Raw genomic sequence first — 17,984 nt, 5'->3', positions numbered from 1 at the left:
TATGTTACCATGTGCGAGGACTAGGGAATTCAGTAGAAAGATGAGTTTATATAACGAAAAAGTGTTAAATCGTGATATAATTTACTATAGATAAATGCCTTAAAAATTTTTTGACGTACGAAATTCTATGATAACGATATAAAGGATGATAGGCAATGGAAACCTCGAGGATTCCTGGTTTTTACAATAGATCGGTGGAAGGGCGCAGAGAACTTTTAAAAAGTATGGATGTGTTCTCGGAGGAAGAGCTGCAGGGTTTAGAAGCAAAAGAAGGTTTACCTACTGAAACAGCTGATAAGATGATTGAGAATGTAATTGGTACTTATCCCCTTCCGCTTGGATTAGGATTGAATTTCTTAATAAATGGGAAAGAATATGTAGTACCGATGGCAATTGAAGAGCCTTCCGTAGTCGCTTCTGCTAGTCATATAGCCAAAATTGTTAGAGATTCCGGCGGTTTTACTACTGAAGCAACCGAAAGAGTCATGATTGGTCAGATTCAGGTTGTAGGCTGCGAGGATTTTCAAAAAGCGAAGCAAGTATTAGTTAATCATAAAACATATTTGCTAAAACAAGCGAATGAAGCGTACCCAAGCATTGTTGCTAGGGGAGGGGGAGCTGAGGATTTGGATATTCGGATCCTAAATGAAGCATCGAATTCCTCTTATCAACAGATGCTAGTATTACATTTATACATTAATACATGTGATGCAATGGGAGCGAATATAATAAATACAATGGTTGAATCACTTGCTCCTTACATTGAAGAATTAACAGGCGGGAAAGTGTATTTGCGTATTTTGTCGAATTATGCTGATAAGTGTTTAGCTCGGGCAAAATGTGTTATTCCACCTGATATTCTTAAAACTGGGGATTTTACTGGGGAAGAGGTGCGTGATGGCGTTGTACATGCGTATGAGTTTGCTGCCTCTGATCCATATCGTGCTGTCACCCATAATAAAGGAATAATGAATGGGATTGATCCAATTGTAATTGCTACAGGTAATGACTGGAGGGCAGTGGAGGCTGGTGCCCATGCCTATGCTTCGCGCCATGGGCAATACAGTTCCATGACGTCGTGGTCCGTTGATCAAGAAGGGAATCTTGTCGGTGAATTAGAATTACCGATGTCGGTAGGGACAGTTGGAGGATCAATAAACGTACACCCGATTTCTAAGATTGCGCTACGCATGTTAAACGTCGAATCTGCCCAAGAGCTTGCACAGGTTATTATTGCCGTTGGATTAGCGCAAAACCTTGGAGCCCTAAAAGCGTTAGTTACAGATGGCATCCAAAAAGGACATATGGCATTACATTCTCGTTCTGTTGCCATAGCAGCAGGAGCTACTGGGGAGTTGATTGATATCGTTTCAGAAAAATTAGTAGAAGCAAAAGAAATCCGTGTCGGAAAAGCTAAAGAATTGGTGGAAGAGTATACAAAATGAGTGCAGAAAAAGCTACAACAACAGAAAAAACAGCTATAGGTATAGCTCATAGTAAACTAATTTTAATTGGAGAGCATGCAGTTGTACACGGGCAACCAGCTATTGCTATTCCATTTCCTTTAGTCGGTGTTGAAACTTCGGTAGAGTATATCCCTGGTTCAGTAATGATTGATACAACATTTTACCATGGCCCCCTTTCTACGGCACCTGAATCATTGCAGGGTATTGCACAATGTATTCAAGAGACGTTAAAACATATCAATATGCCGGCTGAGGACCTTGTTATTCGAATTAAATCTTCTATTCCTCCTGGTAAGGGACTTGGTTCAAGTGCATCTGTAGCTATTTCTGTAGTGCGATCGTTATTTGCTTACTTTGAAGAGGATTATACAGATGAAGATTTATTAACATTAGCTAATATATCCGAAACCTTTGCACATGGTGCACCTTCAGGAATCGACACATTGACGATTACATCACAGTCGCCGGTTTGGTATGAGAAAGAACATCCAATAGATTTTATAGAATTAAGTGATGATTTCCATTTTGTGGTCGCGGATTCTGGAAGAATCGGCGATACTCGTATGGCTGTAGAGTCAGTTGCCCAACTGTTAAAGATGGCTCCAAAGCGAATTCATCGCAAGCTTGAACGGATTGGCCAATTAACACACCATGCAAAACAGGCATTGGAGAAAAAAGGCAAACATATTCTAGGTCATATGTTAAACGAAGCTCAGAAAGAATTAGAGGCTTTAGGTGTAAGTGATGCAGGTTTAAATCGGTTAATACACTTCGCTCGTAGTGAAGGAGCATTAGGCGCAAAATTAACCGGAGGCGGTAATGGCGGCTGCATAATTGCACTTGCTCAAAATGAAGTACATTCAAGGCAATTAGCAGAAAAGCTGCGGAAGTTCGGTGCTCATGCAGTATGGCCATTTGTGCTAAAAGGAAATCAAGAGAAATAGTAGCTTGTGAATAGTGAAGGGGAATTATCATGAAGGCAACAGCTAAGGCACATACGAATATTGCCTTAATAAAATATTGGGGAAAGCGCAATGAACCCATTATATTACCGACAAATAATAGCTTGTCGCTTACCTTAGATGGATATTTTACGACAACGTCCGTAGAATTTGATGAAACACTTACAAAAGATCAATTTATCTTAGATGAACAAGTAGTTACAGGTGAGCAATATGAGCGGGTTGCATCTTTTTTGGATATTATACGTAAGCTAGCGGGGAAGCAACTTTACGCAAGTATAACCTCTAAGAATGAAGTCCCTACGGCTGCAGGGTTCGCTTCTTCAGCATCTGGATTTGCTGCATTAGCAGCAGCGGGAACGAAAGCAATAGGATTAGGTTTAAGTAACATGGAGCTCTCCCGTCTAACTCGACAGGGGTCTGGTTCAGCATGTCGTTCGATTTACGGCGGTTTTGCTGAATGGCAAATGGGTAAGAAGGAAAATGGTTCCGATTCTTATGCGATTCCAATTGCTTCTGCAGAACATTGGGATATTCGAGTTGCTGCCGTTGTATTATCTTCGACAAAGAAAAAAGTTTCGAGCAGAGCTGGAATGAAACGAACGGTCGAAACTTCTCCATTCTTTCAAGGATGGTTGGATAGCATTCCGCAAGATTTAACAACGATCAAAGAAGGTATTCGTCATCGTGACTTTCAAAAGGTGGGGGAAATAGCTGAGGCTAATTGCCTAAAAATGCATGCAACAACACTTGGAGCGAATCCCCCGTTTACCTATTGGCATGATACAACTATTGCTGTTATGCAAAAAATTCAAGAAATGCGTACACAGAATATACCGGTTTATTTCACCATTGATGCTGGTCCTAATGTAAAGGTGCTTTATTTGCCAGAATATGAGAAAATTGTCGAAGAAACGCTTCGTAGTCTATCTGGTGTAGCTGATATACGGTTAAGCAAGCCGGGACAAGGAGTAACCTATTTATAGGGGTTGAACATGTTGCAACAAACACCAATGACCATCAAAGTTCCAGGAAAGTTAATGGTAGCAGGCGAGTTTGCTGTATTACAGCCAAATAATCATTTGGTAGTAATGGCAGTAGATCGTTATGTGTATGCTACGATTCAACCAACGGAAACAAATGAAATTAGTCTACTCGATTTTCAATTAGAACAATTAGAATGGGAATTCACAAATGGTCGTGTAAAGATTGACTGTGATGATATCCGAACAAGCTTTGTTGAAGAGGCGATGACGATTGCAATAAAGTATTTGAAGGAGCAGCGTATTTTAATAAAGCCGTTTCGATTAACGATTAAGAGTGAATTGGATGACACATCCGGTGTGAAATACGGACTAGGGTCTAGTGCCGCAGTAGTAACTTCTGTAATTACTGCTATCCTGCATCAATCACTCCCCTATAGACCTAGCGCAAGATTAATCTTTCAACTTGCTGCTATCTCTCATGTGGTGACGCAAGGGAATGGCTCTGGAGCCGATGTAGCTGCATCATCCCATGGAGGCTTTCTTAACTATTCTTCGTTTCAGGCTGATTGGTTACGACATGCGTATCAAAATGCTTTATCACTATCTGACGTAGTAAATCAAAATTGGAAGTACTTATCCTTACAACGCGTACAGCTTCCAGAAAATATACATATGTGTATCGGCTGGACTGGTAAACCGGCATCTACGGCGAAACTGGTCGATGAGATTTTGAAGTTAAAGACGGATAATTTAAGCCACTTTAATCAGTTTCTGTTGGAGAGTGAACAAGCGGTTACGAAGATTTTAAACGGAATGAAGGAAAATGATGCATCCTTATTTTTAAGCGGTATTACGGAAAATCGTCATGCTTTAGCTAAAGTGGGTCGATATGCTAATGTGGATATCGAGACATCATTATTATCGAAGTTGTGTGACCTTGCCGAAGCTTATGGTGGTGCCGGAAAGCCTTCAGGTGCAGGAGGTGGTGATTGTGGAATCGCCTTTATGCCTTCGAAACAACAAGCGGATCAATTGATTAAAGCTTGGGAAGAAGTGGGGATAAAACCACTTTCGCTTAAAGCAAACCCTTTTGGGGCAAGAAAGGTAGAGGTTTAAAAGAGATTCAGATAGTATCCGAATGGATAGTATCTGTTTTTTTAGTTAAGAAGGAATAGTTACTGTCTGATATGAGTCGTTGACTAGATCACCTGCAGCAATAATCTAACACAAACAAACCCATTTTATCTTGCTAATCCGACTCCATTGTATATATATACAGTCTAATGTTGAGTTGAGTCATCATGCGTATTTTGTCTACAATGGGAAAGGGAGGAGGCGATTACATGACAAACAACAAAATTTCAATTATTGGAGTACCGATGGACTTAGGACAAAGCCGCCGTGGAGTCGATATGGGACCAAGCGCACTGCGATATGCTGGTGCTATTGAGAAATTGGAAGAATTGAAATACCAAATTCATGATTTAGGGGACATTCCAATCATCCGTCCGGATAAGCCGATTACGGATCATGATAGTAAATTAAAGAATCTAAAACAAGTAGTAGAAGCCAACCAAAGGTTATCTGAAATGGTGGATCAAGAAGTAACAAAGGGGCATTTTCCACTTATTTTTGGTGGTGATCACAGTATTGCCATTGGAAGTTTAGCAGGCATTTCAAAACATTATGACAATCTTGGAGTAATCTGGTATGATGCTCATGGGGATTTAAACTCAAGTGAGACATCTCCATCAGGGAATATCCATGGGATGCCACTTGCAGTTAGCCTAGGGATAGGTGATGACAAATTAACTGCGATTGGAGATTATGTTCCAAAGGTAAAGCCAGAAAATATTGTTATCATTGGAGCGCGTTCTCTCGATCTAGGTGAAAGAGAATTGATTCGTAATAAAGGCATTCAGGTATATACGATGCATGAAATCGATCGCTTGGGAATGCCAGCTGTAATGGAAGAGGCGATTGGTTATTTACAAAACAGGACCGATGGTGTTCATTTAAGTCTGGACCTTGATGGGCTTGACCCTTCAGAAGCACCGGGAGTAGGAACACCGGTAATAGGTGGAATTACATATCGGGAAAGCCATTTAGCGATGGAAATGTTAGAAGAGTCATCAATGCTGACATCAGCAGAATTTGTAGAAGTAAATCCAATACTTGATGAAAAAAACAAAACGGCAACCGTTGCAGTAGGGTTAATGGGATCGCTCTTTGGTGAAAAATTAAAATAACACAGTACGAAATTTGAAGCGTTATAAAAAAGACATTAAATTTCAAACTGGAAATTTGATGTCTTTTTTACCCTATTTCTATCTCTTTTTATAAAGTTGTGCGTTAATACGTGCCGTATTGTGAAGATCATGCATTCTAATCGTGTTTGTTAAGATACTCATTAATAAGTTGATCTAGCTTGGTACTAGAGGAAATGACAACTTCTGAAGTCAATGCATGTGAGTCACTAAGTGAGATCATTTCTTCACGACATTTCTCAATTTCTTCCAATAATACATAATTACTCACAAAACTATCCTCCTATCTAGTATACTATAATAGGAGAGTATCCAAATTATTGCAATTATAAACTAATAATTTTTTTAATTTTTTTTGAAACCTTTTTGAGGTCTATTTCGTAACAGAAATACCGCATAGTTGGCGGAGGTACCAATATGGATGAAATGATACGAGAGAGAATAAAACAAGTGAAAAAAGGAGATCAATCTGCTTTTGAGGATGTGGTCTCATTCTTTCAGAATAAGATTTACCAGCATTGTTATCGGATGCTCGGTAATACACACGAGGCGGAAGATATAGCGCAGGAGGCTTTTATCCGTGCATATATTAATATCCATTCATTTGATGAACGCAGAAAGTTTTCGACATGGCTTTATCGGATAGCTACGAATTTAACCATTGACCGAATTCGTAAACGAAAGCCTGATCATTATCTTGATGCAGAAGTAAAGGGAACAGAAGGATTAGATATGTACTCTCAATTGGCCGATAAGGGTCGAAAACCGGATGAAGAAGTTGAAGGTTTAGAGCTGCAACGCTATATTCAGTATGAAATTTCTAAGCTTCCACCGAAGTATCGAAGTATTATCATGCTTCGATATATTGAGGAATTTTCCCTTCAAGAGATTAGTGAAATCTTAGATATTCCATTAGGAACGGTAAAAACCCGTATCCATCGAGGAAGGGAAGCTCTACGGAAAAAGCTTCGTCACGTGTAAAAGGAGTGTGACTCACTTGAAATGTAATAAAGAAGCTGTAGAACTAATGCATCATTATTTAGATGGGGATATTACCAAAGAGCAGGAACAAGCTCTAAGCAAGCACTTAGAAGTTTGTGAAGCCTGTCAGGAGCATTTTCATGAATTAAAAAGGACGATAACTTTTATTCAAAGTGCAGAACAGGTGAAAGCCCCTGCCAATTTTACAGCGAACGTTATGGGAAAACTTCCTACAGAAAGAAAAAGATTAAAATATACAAGATGGTTAAAGGCGCATCCAATGATTACAGCGGCCGCCATCTTCTTCCTGTTTATGTTTAGTGGTATTTTTTCTGTGTGGAATCAAGATAATCAACTGGTTGTCTCAAAACAAGAAGACCTTATTATAAAAGGGGATACTGTAATTGTTCCAGCGGACGTTACAGTAGAAGGAGACTTACTTGTTAAAAATGGCAACTTAATTGTTAATGGAACGATTGATGGAGATGTAACCTTAGTAAATGGGAAATTTATTGAAAAGCCTCTAGAAGGTGAAGGTTTAATGGCTTCTGTTGGAGAAGTAAATGGAGAATTAAAACAAGTGGATCAGGTGTTTGAATGGATATGGTATAATCTAAAACAATTGTTTCAACGTATTTTTGCATTATAATTTCAAATGGATTAACCTGAATCGTATTTTGTATTCAGGTTTTTTGTTGTCAAAAAAATAGTTACATGCTTTAGATCTCTTGCTATAGATGTGGAGCTTTTTATCGTATTTTTATAGGAACAAGCTTTCCGCTGTGCTCAGAGTTTGGCGATAAACACAGCTTGTGCGTTACATCCTTTGTGAACTTTTATTATTCGTGAGTGTTATCATACATGTTGTTGGTAAAATTATGTTATAATAATAATGTTATAATGCGATAAATTTGGGTATTACTGAAATTTTGTTGAAGAAGGATGTGTAATCATGCTTGATGGGGGATTCGACCTGATACAGCTTCTAAGGATAGGCGTAGATATTGCTCTCGTCTGGTATGTTCTATATAAATTAATCATGCTGATTAGAGGTACAAAAGCAATTCAGCTTTTAAAGGGAATTGCAGTCGTATTAGCTGTATGGCTTTTAAGTATTGTGCTAAATTTACAAACTGTCCAATGGATTACAAGTCAAGCAATTGACTGGGGTCTTATCGTAATTATTATTTTATTCCAACCAGAACTAAGACGTGCATTGGAGCAATTAGGTAGAGGGAATATATTTGGAAGGAGTTCCAGATCTGAAGAAGAGATTATTGAACAAAATATAGAATCGATTATTCAGTCTTGTAATTACATGGCGAAGCGTCGTATCGGTGCCCTCATCTCCATTGAACGGGAGACAGGAATTGGTGATTATGCTGAAACAGGAATCCCGATAAACGGTAAACTGACACATCAGCTTCTAACAAATATATTCACTCCAAATACCCCATTACATGATGGTGCGGTCATTTTAAAAGGAGATAATATCTTAGCTGCAGCTTGTTATCTTCCGTTATCAGAAAGTCCCTTTATTTCTAAGGAGTTAGGGACAAGGCACCGTGCTGCTATGGGAATTAGTGAAGTTACAGATGCATTAACGATTGTTGTATCCGAGGAAACAGGAAATATATCTTGTACAAAAAATGGTGAGCTACATAGAGAGCTTAATCAGGAAAGTCTCCGAGAACTATTACGGGAGAATTTATCATTAAGTATGAAAGCCCCTGATAAAAAGTCAAAAAAATGGAGGGGAAACAAAAATGGATAATTGGTTTAGAAGTAAGTGGTTTGTCCGTGTCGTTTCCTTAGCCTTTGCCGTTTTATTTTATGTTTTCGTATCCGTAGAAGTCAATAATGCACCAAATAATGCAGATTCAACTTTCCCATCTGGGGGGGATTCACAGAATTTAGAAACAATTGATGAGGTACCAGTCGATATACGTATCAATAATGATAAATATGTCGTTAGTGGCGTACCTGAGCATGTATCTGTGTCGATGGAGGGATCTTTGTCCATACTAACTCCAACAATTAAAAATAGAAACTTCAATGTATTTGTGGATCTTCAAGGATTAGAGGCTGGAAATCATACAGTTGAATTGCAGCATGATATACCTGAAAAATTGGATGTATTTATTGAACCAAAGCGAATTGAAGTCACCATTGAGGAAAAAGCAACACAAGAATTTGATGTTAATATCGACTTCTTACATGAAAATCAGCTTGCTGAAGGATTTGAGTTAGGTGATTATGAAGTAAGTCCACAAAAAGTAACCATTACAAGTGCGCAAAGCGTAATTGATAAAATAGGTATTGTGAAGGCGTATGTGGATTTAAATGGCTTGGATAAATCAATTAATAATCGAGAAGTTCCTGTCAATGTGTATGATAGCCAAGGTAATGAATTGAATGTAAATGTACAGCCGGAAAATGTAGTCGTCTCTGCCGATATTAATAATCCAAGTAAAAAAGTACCAATTAGTGTGGAGACAAGCGGTGAACTACCGAAGGGCTATGAATTAACTTCAATTTCTGCTAATGTAGAAGAAGTGGAGTTATTCGGTACAAATCATGTACTGGAAAATATTGAAGGAATTTCGACCGAAAAAATAGATCTATCTGAAATTACCGACTCAGGTACCATTGAAGCAGATCTTGCTTTACCTGATGGAACAAGTGCTAAAGATATCGAAAATGTTGAGGTAACGGTAGAGTTAAAACAGACAAAAACCATTAATGCTTTACCAATTAATGTAGAGTCCCTGGCAGAGGGACAGGAAATAACATTTGCTGATCCAGCAAACTCCGAAATGGATATTACTGTAACGGGTAATCCATCAGATATTAAAGAACTCACTGATGAAGATTTTCGTGCATATATAAATGTAGAAGAATTAGAAGTAGGGGAACATGATGTTCCTATCTCAGTTGAAGGACCTGAAGAGGTATCCGTAGAAGCTGAATTCGAACAAGCTACGATTGAAATTAGTGAACCCGAATAGGGGTTACTTCGCTTGATAAACGGTGGAAATGGATATAAAGGAGAGAAACTACATGGGAAAATATTTTGGAACAGATGGTGTGCGAGGAGTAGCTAATAAAGACCTTACTCCAGAATTAGCCTTTAAACTAGGTCGTGTTGGAGGATATGTACTAACAAAAGAAACGCAACGTCCAAAAATTATTATTGGACGCGATACACGAATTTCTGGACATATGCTTGAAGGAGCACTAGTAGCTGGTTTACTTTCCATCGGAGCAGAAGTGATGCGAGTTGGGATTATTTCTACACCAGGCGTTGCGTATCTAACAAAAGCAACAAGCTCGCAAGCAGGAGTAATGATTTCAGCGTCCCATAATCCTGTGGAGGATAACGGAATTAAATTCTTTGGTCCAGATGGCTTTAAATTAACAGATGCAGAGGAACATGAAATAGAAGCATTAATGGATGGAGAAGATGAATTACCTCGTCCAACTGGTGCTGATATTGGCAGCATCAATGACTATTTTGAAGGCGGGCAGAAATACCTTTCCTTCCTAAAAGACACAGTAGATAATGATTTCGATGGCTTAAAAATTGCTTTTGATTGTGCGCATGGTTCAACCTCAAGTTTGGCTACCCATCTATTTGCGGACTTAGAAGCAGATATTTATTCAATTGGCTCATCCCCGGACGGGTTAAATATCAATGATGGTGTGGGCTCAACCCACCCTGAGAAACTACAAGAATTTGTATCAGATAAGAATGCAGATGTCGGATTGGCTTTTGATGGAGATGGAGATCGGTTAATTGCTATAGATGAACGAGGAAACCTTGTTGATGGTGATCAAATCATGTTCATTTGTGCGAAGTATATGAATGAAAAAGGTGCTTTACGCCATAACACAGTAGTTTCTACAGTAATGAGTAATATTGGTTTTTATAAAGCATTAGAAAAAAATGGTATGCGCAGTGATAAGACGGCTGTAGGTGATCGGTATGTGATGGAAGAAATGCGTCAAGGCGGTTATAACCTGGGTGGAGAACAATCTGGTCACATTATCTTTTTGGATTATAATACAACTGGAGATGGAATGTTATCCGCATTACAGCTTGTTAATGTAATGAAGGAAACAGGAAAGCCATTATCAGAACTTGCTGACGAGATGACTATTTATCCGCAAATACTTAAAAATGTAAGAGTTACTGATAAAGAAAAAGCATTAAATCACCCAGACATTACTAAAGAAATAGAAGATGTTGAAAAAGAACTTGGTGATCAAGGACGTGTATTAGTGCGCCCTTCAGGTACAGAGCCATTAGTCCGTGTCATGGTTGAGTCACCTACAAAAGAAGATTGCGACAAATATGTAACTCGTATCGTTAATGTTATTGAAAAGCTACTTGGAGCAACGGAATAAGGAAATAAAGGATCTGCTCTTATTAACAGAGCGGTGCTTAGCTTGTAGAGAGCCCTGCGGTTTTCTACAAGCTTTTTTTGTTGTTTATAGTATCCGCTCGCTCGGTTTCGGTAAATGGACGTTCAAGTTGATTAAACAACAGCCTTTTTTCTTTTTCGCTTGTTCATGGTTAATTCTATAAACGATCAATTAAACAATGCTCGCTCATTCCTTGGTTATAAAGAATATGTCGTATTATCACATGAACGAGTCTATTAGATAAGCGCCTCATTTAGTAACTTTCTAAACAAATACCGCCACTTCCATGCTGTTGGTTCATAAAATGAATCATCAAGTAAAAGGAGGTGAGAGAATGTTAGGGTTCTCTATGGTTCAATTAACTAGGAAATATAGTGCAAAATTCGACAAAGGAATACGCCAAAGTCTACTTCATTTATATAAACCTATGCGTCGTACTCCTTGTTTCTTGCATCGACCGCTTGAAGGCATATTGAAAAAAACAAAGAAGTTCCCTGTTATTATTGAATTTGACCAAGAGAATACAATCTCACAAAAATCAGAAATAGATAAAGTGCATCAACTTGTTAAACCGCAACTTCGATCAAAAGTGAAACACCAATTTCCCAATGTATGTAGTTGTTCAGCAAACTTAACCGCCTCTGCCATTGAAAAGCTGATGGATAGCGATTGTAATATTAAGAAGATTTATTACGACCGTGAAGTCAAAGCTTTAATGGATGTTGCTTCTCCTTCTATTCATGCTCGGGAATTAAATGAACAGGGATTAACTGGTAAGAATGTTAATATTGCAGTGGTAGATACAGGTGTGCAGCCTCACAAGGATTTAACAGAGCCAACGAATCGTATCATTGCCTTTAAAGATTTTGTTAAAGATAAAACAGAACCTTATGATGATAATGGTCATGGGACGCACTGTGCCGGGGATGCTGCTGGTAATGGGTTTTTATCAGATGGTAAGTATCAGGGATCCGCTCCAGAAGCTGGAGTTATTGGTGTAAAGGTTCTTAACAAAATGGGCTCAGGTTCGCTTTCTACTATTATTGCCGGTATTCAATGGTGTATTGACCATAAAGATGAATACCAAATTGACATTATTTCCTTATCCTTAGGTGCAGAAGCGGATGAGTCCGATTGTAATGATCCCCTTGTGCAAATTGTAGACGCTGCGTGGGAAAACAATATAGTTGTCTGTGTAGCCGCTGGGAATTCTGGTCCAGATCAAAGAACCATTGGTACACCGGCCATTAGTTCGAAGGTTATAACTGTTGGAGCTATCGGTGACCAAAATACTGTTGAACGCGGTGATGATGAAATCGCCTCTTTCTCAAGCCGTGGACCAACATGTGGAGAAACATCTAAACCGGATCTATTAGCGCCCGGGGTAGATATAATCTCCTTACGAGCATCAGGATCTTTTCTTGATAAGACAAATAAAACTAGTCGAGTAGAGAATGATTATTTTTCTTTATCTGGTACTTCCATGGCAACTCCAATATGTGCCGGAGTAGCTGCCCTTGTATTACAAGCGCAACCAGAATTGTCTCCAGATGAAATGAAACAGCAATTGCTTCAAGCCTCTGTTGATATCGGTTTACCGGAGTACGCTCAAGGAGCTGGGTATTTAGATGCAAATAAAGCAATAATAACGAATCCTTCAGGGAAGTAATCAAATGGGGATACGCATGATAATTGTGTATCCCCATTTCTCATCGATGGAAGTTTTTTATGGATAAGGTTGTTTGATAGATGTGATTTCGTGGTATAGAGTTAAAAGTAAATTTATTCCACTATGCTCTGATTAAATTTAAGGAGGAATTAATTTGAATTTATCGCCTCAAGCTCGCGAAAAGGTCTCACCTGTAACCACTGACAGGCAACGGATTAACGAGATTATCTCCCAACTTAGAAGCGCAAAGGCATTAATCCAGCAAGATGAAAAAGAATACTACAATGAAGAAGAGGATCAACAAACGATGGATCAGTACTACAAAACGATTGACTTTGATTCTTCCGATTATAATGCGATCATCCAATCATTAACCCAGCTGATTAAAGAAACCCACAATAATCAAGTTCGTTATGATCCAAGTGAATATGTTTATCCTTGGGTCGATTTGCGACCCGATGGAAATCTTATAAGTATTTATTCTGGGCAAACAAGGGATCCAGAAGAAACGATTCTAGAGGATCATTTGACTTCTATAAAGCGTGAGGAAGCGTTAAAATTAGTTAGCGATCATAATCAGAAACACCTCCTATCTACACTCCAACAAATTAGTAAGGATCTTAAATTTAATTGCGAGCATTCCGTACCCCAATCTTGGTTTAACGAACGAGAACCGATGCGTGGTGATATCCATCATCTATTTACGTGTGATCCAGTATGTAACTCTATTCGCAGTAACTACCCATACCATGATTTTTTAGATTATAATCCAAATGCAATAGATGGTCAGCGAATTGAGGAAGCTTGTGGAAAATCAGAGGAAGAACGATTTGAACCTGAGTATGGGAAGGGGACAGTAGCTAGAGCGATGCTCTATTTTATGATGAGATACCCTAATGAAATAGAGTCATCTCATAGAGAAAGCATTGATATAGACTTATTAATAGAATGGCACCAACAATTCCCCCCTGATTTATATGAGAAACACCGTAATCGAGCCATATATGAAATTCAAGGGAATCGTAATCCATTCATCGATTTCCCAGAAATACTCACTCAACCGTTTACCATATCAATTTAAAGAAAGAGACGAAGACAAAGGTATCTTATTCTAATCCGAACGATAATTTCGTTCGGATTATTTGCTTACATAAAACCGTCAACATACTTCGCTTTCCACGGGCACGTTTTCAGTTTCCTTGCCCCTCATTAGAACACTTTCCTGCGGGATCTTCAGTTCGTGCTGTCCCCACAGGATCTTACGTACGTTGACTGCACGTTTATCAGCGTTTATTTCATTCCGATTTTATCGTTTGCTTTTTGGTTACCTCTTTTAGTTGTTTATCATCCTCTTTCTTATTACCGATAGAATTGACAGGTTTACGATATCAATTTATAATTTGATTGATCAGTCAAACAACTAATGAATAGATAAACAAGAGGTGTTTTCATTGAGTGATATACCATCTTTTATTGGCAAGACAAGGAGAGAACAAATTATTACAGCAGCTATCGAAGTGCTCGAAGAAATTGGTTATATTCATATAAGTTTAGCTAAGATTGCCAAGAAAGCAAAGATAAGTACAGGACTTATTTCCTATCATTTCTCAGGTAAAGAGGATGTTATGAATCAAACATTGTATTATTTAATTCAAAAGGAATGGCAATTTATAAATGAGAAAGTACAGGAGAAAAAAGCACCCTTAGACCGTTTGTATATGTTTATTGAAGCAAGTTTGCTATATCAAAAGACACATCGGGCTAATCAGATTGCTTTAATTGAGATTATTTTTCATGCACGTTCCGAAGATCATATTCCATATTATCTTATTGAAGGCAATGAAGAAGATGATTTATTACGACAATTATTAAAAGCTATTTTATTACAGGGGCAGGAATCAAAAGTGTTTGCTTCTTTTCATATTGATGCTGTTACAACAATTATTCAAGGCGCTATCTCGGAGTATATGTTTTCTACGGAAACAAAACTCGATGCAGATCGTTATGCTAGCGAATTGAAATATTTGGTGCATAAGATGATTACGTAAAGGAGAGAAAAACGGTGAACCATGATAAAACGATTATTGGTCTAAAACGTATGGAGAAAGCAATTGTTATCATTCTTCCTATTCTAAGCGGTGCGATTTTAGGCTGGTATATACCTGTGCTAGCAGATTGGGTGCTAACATTGCCGATTGTACCACTGGAAGATTTCATTTCATTGATCGCCTCGTTAAATAAATTTTGGGTATCTATTGTTTCGTTAATCCTTGGGATTATTGCTGCCATTGTATTTATTATTATTGTATTTAATGAAACCTTAAAGGTAGAAGTGTCAGATAGAATGGTAGAACTAATTATCGGTGAAAAGCAAGACAAATTTGAAAAACAAGAGATATCAGCTATATATGTGGAGGGAAAGCAGCTTGTAATTTTAGGGTTATCAAGTGAAGAAAAATTTAGAGAAGTAGTCGAATCAAAATTTGATTATGTAAAGGAAGTTTTTCTTGCTTATGGATATCCATTTAGAAACGAAGATCCATATATAAACTACTACCAACGATGGGAATTAGGTAATGGAGATCTGCCTTCGGATGTTAATTCAATTTTGTATGCAAGATCTAGAGCATTACGGGAAGATCAAAAAAAAGAAGCGAAACGATTACGTGAGGACTTAGCACAGCTAGGGGTAGTAATAAGAGATGAGCAAAACAGTCAATTTATACGAATGGTACAGAATAAATGATTATAAAGATGGGGCTAAGAAACTATCGGCTTGTTCATTAAAACCACATTCTCAACTAGGCATGTTTAACGTGGGTGAGTATTGCTAACTCGTATATATCAAAAACGCTAACCGATTGAATTTCTGTACCTGTGCTGTACCTGCATAAGACAGGCCTTTTTCAGTTGCTATAATCTACAGACAATATCAGGTTATCCTATTCCTTTTAGTAGTAACTATAACTATAATTTAACAAATCGAACAGAAAAAATTTGAACTATTGGTTTATAAAAGTCACTTTATTATCAAAATCTATGAATTTAACTAGGATAGGATAGACTAAGTAATGTCAGGAGGAAACGCGGAAATGGTTACAATATTACTTGTCGATGATGATGCTCATATTAGAGAACTATTACGATTCTATCTGCAAAAGGAAGGGTATCAAACAGTAGAAGCAATTGATGGAGAAGAAGCTTTGGACAAGCTAGAACAAACTACATGTAGCATAGCTATTGTGGATATTATGATGCCAAAAGTAGATGGCTATCAGTTGTGTGAGGAAATTAGAAGTAGTTATGATATTCCAGTTATAATGCTTACCGCTAAAGGTGAAATAGCAGATAAAGAAAAAGCATACATAGCAGGAACAGATGACTATATTGTAAAACCCTTTGAACCGAAAGAGGTGTTATTTCGTATTCGGGCATTGCTCAGGCGTTTTCGTATGGTACATGATGAAAAAATTCAAGTTGGGGATACGATAATTGATCGAAAAAGTTATGAAGTCTATATTAACGGGGGAGTCATCATTCTTCCTTTAAAAGAATTTGAATTATTAGCACAGCTTGCAAGTTACCCTAATCAAATTTTTTCTAGGGAAAAACTGATTGAGTTGGTTTGGGGATCTGATTATGAAGGAAATGATCGTACGGTGGATGTACACATTAAGCGACTACGAAAGCGATTTTTAGATCTCCATCCTAATTTTATGATTCAGACAATACGTGGACGTGGTTATAAGTTAGATATCGTGGAATAGAGGTATGGAGGGAGTATATGAATGCGAACCCTATACGTTCGAATAATTGTAACCACCATACTTATTATGATAGCAAGTGCAGTCATAGCATTTGTTGTAAGTAATGGTTACTATCAATATGTTTTAAAACCGCAAAATGATGAGAAAGTTACGCATATTGCTAAGAATATTGTGGACTTATACAACAGCAGTGAGCAGTCGATTGACGACTATTTAACGGAGGTTACGGATTTAGGTTATTCTTTTTATTTAGTGCATAATAATGGTGATACGCAGGCGTTTGGTAAATCCTTCGAATCGAAGGATTTACCTTCGAATGTTATTAAGGATGTACTTGCAGGTGAGGTATATCATGGTATCGCTAACTACCCCTGGCGTCTATTTATAACTGGCTTTTTTGATCATACACTTTCCAATACAATAGGTGTTCCTATTAATGAAAACCAGCAAAATTACGCGTTGTTTGTACGCCCGTACGCATCCCAACAATTTGGTGAAATGCGTGTTTTCTTTGCTATAATTATTGGCTTAATCCTTATTCTTAGCTTTTTGTTTGTTCTTATTAGTACACGTTGGATTGTAAAGCCAATTCAAATATTGAAAGAAGCTACGAATAAGGTAGCTGCTGGTAATTACCATTTACAACTCCCAGTTACGCGTAAAGATGAATTTGGACAATTGGCAAAAGACTTTGCAACAATGAGTAAAAGTTTACAACAAACGGAGCAACGAAGGCAAGCGTTTGTATCAAATGTTTCACATGAAATTCAATCACCATTAACCTCAATTCAAGGTTTTTCGCAAGCGCTTCAGGAAGCAAATCTAACGAAGGATGAAAGGGACCACTATTTAGCTATTATCGAAAAGGAAAGCAAGCGATTGTCCATCCTTAGTAGACAATTACTTACACTATCTCAACTTGATCGAGAAGATGAGAAAATAGAACGGACTCCTTTTGAGTTAGAAGAACAGCTGAGGGATGTTTTGTCTACGTTGGAATGGCAGTGGCGTCAGAAGGAGTTAACGGTAGAATGGAAGGTGCAGAAAACAATTATAAATGGTGATCCAAGACTATTGCATCAAGTTTGGATGAACGTGATGACAAATGCAATTCGCTATACACCAGAAGAAGGAGCGATAACCATAGCTGTAGAAAAGACAAAGTCTGAAGTAGAGGTTACTGTGACGGATACAGGTATCGGCATTGCTGCAGAGGACCTTTCTCAAATATTTGATCGTTTCTATAAGGTGGATAAGGCAAGAACAAGAAAAGAAAGTGGAACGGGGCTAGGTTTATCCATTACAAAGAAAATAGTAGAAATACATCAAGGAACGATTATAGTGGATAGTAAACTTGCTTCAGGGACAACAGTTACGATAACACTCCCGCAATAGTAATGATTCGTTCATCTTCTGTTCATATAAAGGAGTTATAGTAGGGACAGTAGAGGAGGGAATCAA

Annotated in this window: 17 protein-coding genes; 16 read left to right on the top strand and 1 reads right to left on the bottom strand. The window is 38.0% G+C overall.

Features of this window, described 5'->3' with window-relative positions; translation table 11 throughout:
- The first annotated feature begins 155 nt into the window (after window positions 1–155).
- The 5 genes from JKP73_RS19410 to rocF all read left to right on the top strand — a co-directional run bounded on the left by JKP73_RS19410 (window position 156) and on the right by rocF (window position 5,663).
- A complete protein-coding gene (locus JKP73_RS19410) occupies window positions 156–1,445 on the top strand; it encodes a hydroxymethylglutaryl-CoA reductase, degradative (RefSeq protein ID WP_021290403.1) in 1,290 nt (429 codons plus the stop codon).
- On the top strand, window positions 1,442–2,410 hold the full coding sequence (gene mvk, locus JKP73_RS19405) for a mevalonate kinase (protein WP_021290404.1): 969 nt from the start codon (window positions 1,442–1,444) through the stop codon (window positions 2,408–2,410). The genes JKP73_RS19410 and mvk overlap by 4 nt, the downstream gene beginning before the upstream one ends.
- 29 nt (window positions 2,411–2,439) lie before the next feature.
- Entirely contained in the window at window positions 2,440–3,414 is a 975-nt protein-coding gene (mvaD, locus tag JKP73_RS19400; RefSeq protein ID WP_200411701.1) for a diphosphomevalonate decarboxylase, read from the top strand.
- Window positions 3,415–3,423: 9 nt separating this feature from the next.
- The gene (locus JKP73_RS19395; protein ID WP_234447140.1) at window positions 3,424–4,530 is read left to right on the top strand and encodes a phosphomevalonate kinase; all 1,107 of its coding nucleotides are present in this window, start codon (window positions 3,424–3,426) and stop codon (window positions 4,528–4,530) included.
- Window positions 4,531–4,757: 227 nt separating this feature from the next.
- Complete coding sequence (gene rocF, locus JKP73_RS19390; RefSeq protein WP_200411700.1) at window positions 4,758–5,663, top strand: arginase; 906 nt, start codon at window positions 4,758–4,760, stop codon at window positions 5,661–5,663.
- Window positions 5,664–5,799: 136 nt separating this feature from the next.
- Here the strand turns inward: rocF and JKP73_RS19385 are convergent, their stop codons facing one another.
- On the bottom strand, window positions 5,800–5,952 hold the full coding sequence (locus JKP73_RS19385; protein WP_021290408.1) for an aspartyl-phosphate phosphatase Spo0E family protein: 153 nt from the start codon (window positions 5,950–5,952) through the stop codon (window positions 5,800–5,802).
- A 146-nt stretch (window positions 5,953–6,098) separates the two neighbouring features.
- Between JKP73_RS19385 and sigW the strand changes: the two genes are divergently transcribed.
- From sigW to JKP73_RS19330, 11 genes are all read left to right on the top strand, one after another.
- Window positions 6,099–6,662: an RNA polymerase sigma factor SigW gene (sigW, locus tag JKP73_RS19380; protein ID WP_200411699.1), complete on the top strand. Its 564-nt coding sequence runs from the start codon at window positions 6,099–6,101 to the stop codon at window positions 6,660–6,662.
- Between the two features lie 7 nt (window positions 6,663–6,669).
- The gene (gene rsiW / locus JKP73_RS19375; protein WP_308436514.1) at window positions 6,670–7,311 is read left to right on the top strand and encodes an anti-sigma-W factor RsiW; all 642 of its coding nucleotides are present in this window, start codon (window positions 6,670–6,672) and stop codon (window positions 7,309–7,311) included.
- Between the two features lie 303 nt (window positions 7,312–7,614).
- Window positions 7,615–8,436, top strand: coding sequence for a diadenylate cyclase CdaA (gene cdaA / locus JKP73_RS19370; RefSeq protein WP_021290411.1), 822 nt, complete (start codon window positions 7,615–7,617; stop codon window positions 8,434–8,436).
- Entirely contained in the window at window positions 8,429–9,670 is a 1,242-nt protein-coding gene (locus JKP73_RS19365; protein WP_021290412.1) for a CdaR family protein, read from the top strand. The genes cdaA and JKP73_RS19365 overlap by 8 nt, the downstream gene beginning before the upstream one ends.
- Before the next feature lie 52 nt (window positions 9,671–9,722).
- On the top strand, window positions 9,723–11,069 hold the full coding sequence (gene glmM, locus JKP73_RS19360; protein WP_021290413.1) for a phosphoglucosamine mutase: 1,347 nt from the start codon (window positions 9,723–9,725) through the stop codon (window positions 11,067–11,069).
- A 352-nt stretch (window positions 11,070–11,421) separates the two neighbouring features.
- Window positions 11,422–12,756: a S8 family peptidase gene (locus JKP73_RS19355; RefSeq protein ID WP_200411698.1), complete on the top strand. Its 1,335-nt coding sequence runs from the start codon at window positions 11,422–11,424 to the stop codon at window positions 12,754–12,756.
- 154 nt (window positions 12,757–12,910) lie between these two features.
- A complete protein-coding gene (locus JKP73_RS19350) occupies window positions 12,911–13,837 on the top strand; it encodes an endonuclease I family protein (protein ID WP_021290415.1) in 927 nt (308 codons plus the stop codon).
- A 370-nt stretch (window positions 13,838–14,207) separates the two neighbouring features.
- Window positions 14,208–14,804, top strand: coding sequence for a TetR/AcrR family transcriptional regulator (locus JKP73_RS19345; RefSeq protein WP_200411697.1), 597 nt, complete (start codon window positions 14,208–14,210; stop codon window positions 14,802–14,804).
- Between the two features lie 14 nt (window positions 14,805–14,818).
- Entirely contained in the window at window positions 14,819–15,502 is a 684-nt protein-coding gene (locus tag JKP73_RS19340) for a YqeB family protein (protein ID WP_200411696.1), read from the top strand.
- 346 nt (window positions 15,503–15,848) lie between these two features.
- Window positions 15,849–16,523, top strand: coding sequence for a response regulator transcription factor (locus JKP73_RS19335; RefSeq protein WP_200411695.1), 675 nt, complete (start codon window positions 15,849–15,851; stop codon window positions 16,521–16,523).
- 21 nt (window positions 16,524–16,544) lie between these two features.
- Window positions 16,545–17,918: a HAMP domain-containing sensor histidine kinase gene (locus tag JKP73_RS19330; RefSeq protein WP_021290419.1), complete on the top strand. Its 1,374-nt coding sequence runs from the start codon at window positions 16,545–16,547 to the stop codon at window positions 17,916–17,918.
- Window positions 17,919–17,984 lie beyond the last annotated feature (66 nt).

The sequence above is a fragment of the Virgibacillus salexigens genome, from assembly GCF_014905415.1.
Taxonomy (GTDB): domain Bacteria; phylum Bacillota; class Bacilli; order Bacillales; family Amphibacillaceae; genus Virgibacillus; species Virgibacillus salexigens.
This window is presented reverse-complemented; position numbering and strand designations above follow the sequence as displayed.